The organism is Sphingomonas yunnanensis, assembly GCF_019898765.1.
Taxonomy (GTDB): Bacteria; Pseudomonadota; Alphaproteobacteria; order Sphingomonadales; family Sphingomonadaceae; genus Sphingomonas; species Sphingomonas yunnanensis.
On the sequence record NZ_JAIOKB010000014.1, the window covers coordinates 1 to 6,032 of the forward strand.

Below are 6,032 nucleotides of genomic sequence, written 5' to 3' on the forward strand. Positions count from 1 at the left end.
GGCGGAGCGCCGGCACCCGCGGGGGGCGGCGCCCCGGCACCAGGGGGCGGGGGTGGGGGCGCACCGGCGCCCGGCGGCGGCGGCGGAGCGCCGGCACCCGGGGGCGGGGGCGGGGGCGGCGGCGCGCCGGGCCCGCGCTGCGGCGGCGGCGGGCCGACCTCGCGCGCGCCCGCGCTGTCGACCAGGAAGCGCGCGCGCAGCTGGCCCTCGTCGTAGCGGCCCTGGACCAGCACCGGCGCGCCGGCACGCGGCGCCGAGTCACGCCCGGCGTCGACCAACGCGCGCCCGGTCGAGTCCTCGACGACGAAGCGATCGCCGTACACCGCGGCGACGCGGCCGCGCACCGTGACGGTGCCGCTCGACTGCGGCAGCTTGGCGACCGCGGTCGGCACGGTCGGCGCCATCTCGACCGCGGGACGGGTCAGCGCCACCGCACCGGCACCGCCCGCGGCGCCGAGCGCCAGCAGCGCCGTGCCCAGCAGGGCGATGCGGCGTTGGGCAGTGACATGGGGTAGAAGGGTCATCGTTCAGCTCCTCTGCTTGCGATGCACTGTCTCTACGGCTGCCCCTCACCACCCGCGCTGAACCGGACGGTTCAGTTTCGGTTTAACCCGGGTGTATAGCGCCGGCCCATGCGTATCCTGCTCGTCGAGGACGACCGTGACCTCGGTCCCCGTATCGCCCACGCGCTGCGCGAGGAACGCTGCGCGGTCGATCTCGCCGCCGACGGGATCGACGCGGCGCATCTCGGCGAGACCGAGTCCTATGACGCCGCCGTGCTCGATCTCGGGCTGCCCGGCATGGACGGCGTCGCGGTGCTGCGCGCGTGGCGCGCCGCGGGGCGTGACCTGCCGGTGCTGGTGCTCACCGCGCGCGACGGCTGGTCCGACAAGGTGGCGGGGTTCAAGGCCGGCGCCGACGACTATCTCGTCAAGCCGTTCCGCGTCGAGGAGCTGGTGATGCGGCTGCGCGCGCTGGTGCGCCGCGCCGCCGGCCACGCCCAGCCGCTGCTTCGCGCCGGCCCGCTCTCGTTCGACGCGCCGACCGGCACCTTCGAGCTCGACGGTCTGCCGCTCAAGCTCACCGCGCTGGAATGGCGCGTGCTGTCGCAGCTGATGCTGCGCAAGGGCGCGGTGATCGAGCGGCTCGACCTGCTCGAGAAGGTCTATGAGGGCGACGCCGACACCGACTCGAACAGCCTCGAGGTGATCGTCGGCCGCCTGCGTAAGAAGATCGGCGCCGCGCTGATCGAGACGGTGCGCGGGCGCGGCTACCGGCTGGTCGGCGCGTGAGCGCGCGCGCGCCGCGCTCGATCCAGGCGCGGATGCTGATCGTGTCCGCGCTCGCCACCGCGCTCGCGCTCGCGCTCGCCGGCGCGGCGATGGCCGGGCTGCTCGGGCGCTTCGTGGTGGAGGGGCTCGACCGGCGGCTCGACGCCGAGCTGGCGCTGCTCGCCAGCGCGATCGACGGCGACGGGCACGTCGATCGCGCGCGGCTAGCGCGCGTGCGCGGCGCGCTGGACGCCGGGCCGGCGTGGCGCTGGCGCATCGCCGGTCCCGAGGGCACGCTGGGCTCGGCCGACTTTCCTGCGCTCGACCCGGCGCCGCCGGCCGGGCCGCCCGCGCCGCAGGGGCCGCGCCCGCGCGAGGGCGCGGCCGAGAGGGATGGGGCGGTGCACGCGCGCGAGCTGGTGATCGCGACCGGCCGCGGTGACGTCACGCTGAGCGCGGCCGCGCCGCGCTCGGTGGTCCGGCGCCCGATCGAGGGGGCGCTGTGGCCGCTGCTCGGCGCGCTCGCCGCGGTGGCGGCGGTGCTCACCGCGGCGTTGCTGGTGCAGCTGCGCGTCGGCCTCGCGCCGCTGCGCCGGCTGCGCGACCAGGTCGCGGCGATCCGCGGCGGCGCGCGCGAGCGAGTCGAGGAGGACCAGCCCGCCGAGCTGCGCCCGCTCGCGGCCGAGCTCAACGCGCTCGCCGCCGACAATGCCGCCGCGCTCGCGGCCGCGCGCGGCGCCGCGGCCAATCTCGCGCACGCGCTGAAGACACCGGTCGCGGCGCTGGCGCTCGACCTGCGCGACCGGCCCGAGCAGGCGGCGCAGGTCGAGCGAATCGATCGCACCATCCGCCACCATCTCGCGCGCGCGCGCGCCGCCGCGATCGACCGCCGCGCCGCTACGCCGCTTCGCCCTGCGGCCGAGGGCCTCGTCGCCGCGGTCGGCGCGTTGCACCGAGACGCGCGGATCACGCTCGACGTGCCCGCTGACCTAACGGTCGCGGTCGACCCGCAGGACCTCGACGAGCTGCTCGGCAATCTGCTCGACAATGCCGCGCGCCATGCCGCCGTGCAGGTCGCGCTGCATGCCGCACGCGACGGGCGCTGGGTAACGGTGGAGGTGAGCGACGACGGGCCGGGCATCCCCGCGGCCGAGCGCGACCTGGTCGCGCGCCCCGGCACGCGGCTCGACGAGCGCGGCGACGGCCACGGCTTCGGGCTGGCGATCGCGTCCGAGCTGGTCGCGCTCTACGGCGGCGCGCTGGCGCTCGAGGAGGCGCGCGGAGGCGGCCTCGCGGTGCAGCTGACGCTGCCGTCGGCCTAGACCAGGCTTGCCGCCCCGCGTTCGCGAGCTAAGCTGCTCTACGAACGAGGTAAACGGGGAAGTCGGGATGGGATGGCGTGCGATCGGCCTGGGCGCGCTGGCGCTGCTGGCGAGCGGTACGATGGCGGCGAGCGCGCCGGTGCCGGGGTCCAACCCGCTCTTCCACGACAAGTTCACGGCCGATCCCGCGCCGCTGGTGGTCGGCGACCGGCTCTACCTCTACGTCGGGCACGACGAGGCGCAGCGCGACGAGATGTTCAACATGAAGGAGTGGCTGGTCTATTCCACCACCGACATGCGCCACTGGACCGCGCACGGCCCGATCATGAACGTGAAGGATTTCAAGTGGGCCAAGCAGGACGCCTGGGCCTCGCAGGCGATCCGCAAGAACGGTCGGTACTGGTTCTACGCCGCGGTCGAGCATGATTCGACCCATCCCGGCAAGGCGATCGCGGTGGCGGTATCCGACAAGCCCACCGGCCCCTTCGTCGACGCCAAGGGCTCGGCGCTGATCACCAACGAGATGACGCCCAAGGGCACGCACAGCTGGGAGGACATCGACCCCACCGTGCTCACCGACGACGACGGCACCACCTGGATCGCCTGGGGCAATCGGCAATGCTATATCGCCAAACTCAAGCCCAATATGATCGAGCTCGACGGACCGATCACTGAGATCACGCCGCCGCACTTCGAGGAAGGGCCGTGGCTGCACAAGCGCGGCAAGCTCTATTATCTCACCTATGCCTCGCTCGACCGAAGCAAGCATCGCGACGAGAAAGTATCCTATTCCACCGCGCCGACGATCCGCGGACCTTGGACCTATCGCGGTGAGCTGACCGGATCGGGCAAGTACAGCTTCACGATCCATCCGGGCATTATCGAGTTCAAGAAGCACTGGTACCTCTTCCTCCACAACGCGACACTGGCGATCGGCGACCTCAACGGTTCGATCGGGCGGCGCGCGGTGACGGTGGAGTATCTGCGCTACAATCCGGACGGGACGATGCGCCCCGTGGTGCAGACCGAGGCGGGAGTGACCGCACCCGCGCCGAAGTAAGTGCGTCGCGCCCGCGCGCTCACAGCATCTCCAGCGGCACCGGCCCGCGCGGGCGCGGGAAGGCGCGGTCGAGCTCGGCGAGCTCTTCCGGCGTCAGGCTGAGATCCGCCGCCGCGCGATTGTCGCGGACGTGCTCGGCGCGCGCCGCCTTGGGGATGGCGATCACGCCCTCGCGCGCGAGCAGCCACGCCAGCGCCACCTGCGCCGCGGTCGCGTCGCGCGCCGCCGCCATCGTCACCAGGGCGGGGTGTCCGACAAGGCGGCCCTGCTCGACCGGGCTGTACGCCATCACGGGCATGTCGCGCGCCGCCAGCCACGGCAGCAGGTCGTGCTCGGGTCCGCGACGCGTCAGATTGTAGAGAATCTGGTCGGTGGCGCAGTCCGCGCCCCCGGCGGCGGCGAGCTCTTCCATGTCGTCGCGGTCGAGGTTGCTGACGCCCCAGCGCAGGATCTTGCCCGCCGCGACCAGCGCCGCCATGGCCTCGACCGTCTCGCCGAGCGGCACGCCGCCGCGCCAGTGGAGCAGGTACAGGTCGAGCCGGTCGGTGCCGAGCCGCTCCAGGCTCGCCTCGCAGGCCCTCGTCAGCCGGGTGCGCGAGGCATTCTGAGGGTACGCCTTGCTGACGAGGAAGACGTCGTCGCGTCGCCCCTCGATGGCCGCGCCGACGACCCGCTCGGACTCGCCGTCGGCGTACATCTCGGCGGTGTCGATCAGCGTCATGCCGAGGTCGATCCCGGTGCGGAGCGCCGCGATCTCCTGGTCGCGGCGGTCGGCGCGCTCGCCCATCATCCAGCTGCCCTGGCCGAGCGCGGGGACGGTGGCGCCGTCGCGCAGCCGCACCGTCCTCACTTGGCGCGCCCGCGCCATAGCGCAACGCCGGCCAGCGCGGCGACGGCCAATGCACCGGCGGCGGCGGCCTTGCGCCCGCGGTGCGGGTCGCGGCGCTTGCCGTCGGGACCGCTCGCTCCCGCGGGCGGCTCGTGGATCGCGCCTGGCGTGTCCGCGCCGCGTGGCGCGCGCGCCGACCAATGGTCCATGAAGCCGTTCATCACCGCCGCCATCAGATTGGGCGCGGCGAACTGGCCCAGCTTCAGCAGCAGCTCGGGGGCGCCGACCACCGTCGTGTTCCGCGGGTGACGCGCGAGCCGAACCACGGCCTTCGCCACGGTCTCGGGCGCGAGCGCGCCGGGCGGCAGCGTCAGCCGTGCGCCCGAATAATTGCCGGCATGGTCGATCCCCGGCGTGTCCACGAAGGTGGGGTAGACGTCGCAGACGTGCACGTTGGGGTGGCGCGACAACTCACCGCGCAGCGCCTCGCTGAAGCCGCGCAGCCCGAACTTGCTCGCAGCATAGGCGGCGGCATAGGGTGTCGCGACGAAGCCGCCGGCCGAGATCATGTTGACCCAGGTGCCGCGATCCTGGGCGAGGAAGATCGGAACCACCGCGTGCGCCTCGTTCATGTGCGACTGCAGGTTGGCCTGGATCACGCGCGCGTGGTCGGCCAGCGGGACCTCATGGTAGCGCCCGACGACCCCGACGCCGACGCAGCTGAACCACAGATCGATCGCGCCGAGCAGGCTGCGCGCTTCCTTGGCCAGCGCCTGCACCGCGGCGGCGTCCGTGACGTCGACCACGCGGGTCTCGGCGTGGCCGCCGACCGCACGGCAGCGCGCGGCGATGTCGGCGAGCCCTTCCTCGCCGCGCGCCGCGAGCACCAGCCGCGCGCCGCGGCGGGCGAAGGCGATCGCGGTGGCGGCGCCTATGCCGCTCGACGCCCCGGTGATGACGGCCCGTACGAGATCGCGCTTGCCCATTTTCTGTCTCCCGCCGCTCCGCGGGTGGACGAACGGGGGCGGGGGGTGTTCCGGTCGAAAACAGGGGACGGCGTGAACGGAGGCGCGTCCGCTCGATCGGCGTCATCCCGAACTTGCTTCAAGATCCACCGATCCGCCGGCGCGACGGCCGCCGGCGATGCGGCATGCTGGATCCTGAACCGAGTTCAGGATGTCGGCGTGTGAGAAGAGGGAGGGGCGCTCAGAACTCCGACCAATCGTCCTGCGCCACCGCCACTGCGGCCCCGCGGTTCGCGCGCGCGGCGGCGGCGATGCGCGTGCCCGCGTTCGCGGCGCGGGCCTGGAGCTGGTGTACCGGCGAGGCGACCTCCTGCTTGCGCCCGGCGACCGCCTGCGCGGGCCGATCGCCCAAGCGGAAGCGGCTGACCTGGCGCGACATGTTCTCGGTCTCCTCGGCGAGGCTGCGCGCCGCCGCGGTGGCTTGCTCGACCATCGCGGCGTTCTGCTGGGTCACGCCGTCCATCTCGCTGACCGCGGTGTTGACCTGCTGGAGCCCGGTGGCCTGCTGCTCGGCCGCCGAGGCGA

6 protein-coding genes and 1 pseudogene are annotated in these 6,032 nt (G+C 73.5%); 3 read left to right on the forward strand and 4 right to left on the reverse strand.

The window, feature by feature from the left end; translation table 11 throughout:
- Window positions 1-524: hypothetical protein (locus tag K7957_RS20100; protein WP_223014692.1), on the reverse strand; the 524-nt coding region annotated here is incomplete at its 3' end.
- 108 nt (window positions 525-632) lie between these two features.
- Between K7957_RS20100 and K7957_RS20105 the strand changes: the two genes are divergently transcribed.
- From K7957_RS20105 to K7957_RS20115, 3 genes are all read left to right on the forward strand, one after another.
- Complete coding sequence (locus K7957_RS20105; RefSeq protein WP_223014694.1) at window positions 633-1,292, forward strand: response regulator; 660 nt, start codon at window positions 633-635, stop codon at window positions 1,290-1,292.
- Window positions 1,289-2,593, forward strand: a complete 1,305-nt coding sequence (locus K7957_RS20110) for an ATP-binding protein (RefSeq protein ID WP_343228483.1) — start codon at window positions 1,289-1,291, stop codon at window positions 2,591-2,593. The genes K7957_RS20105 and K7957_RS20110 overlap by 4 nt, the downstream gene beginning before the upstream one ends.
- Window positions 2,594-2,660: 67 nt before the next feature.
- On the forward strand, window positions 2,661-3,653 hold the full coding sequence (locus tag K7957_RS20115) for a glycoside hydrolase family 43 protein (protein ID WP_223014695.1): 993 nt from the start codon (window positions 2,661-2,663) through the stop codon (window positions 3,651-3,653).
- Window positions 3,654-3,672: 19 nt separating this feature from the next.
- Here K7957_RS20115 and K7957_RS20120 read toward each other — a convergent pair whose 3' ends face one another.
- The 3 genes and pseudogenes from K7957_RS20120 to K7957_RS20130 form a co-directional block, all read right to left on the reverse strand.
- A complete protein-coding gene (locus K7957_RS20120; protein ID WP_343228484.1) occupies window positions 3,673-4,503 on the reverse strand; it encodes an aldo/keto reductase in 831 nt (276 codons plus the stop codon).
- A complete protein-coding gene (locus K7957_RS20125) occupies window positions 4,500-5,468 on the reverse strand; it encodes an SDR family oxidoreductase (protein ID WP_223014699.1) in 969 nt (322 codons plus the stop codon). The genes K7957_RS20120 and K7957_RS20125 overlap by 4 nt, the downstream gene beginning before the upstream one ends.
- A gap of 220 nt (window positions 5,469-5,688) precedes the next feature.
- Window positions 5,689-6,032 (reverse strand): annotated as a pseudogene (locus K7957_RS20130) (methyl-accepting chemotaxis protein); the annotation flags it as partial.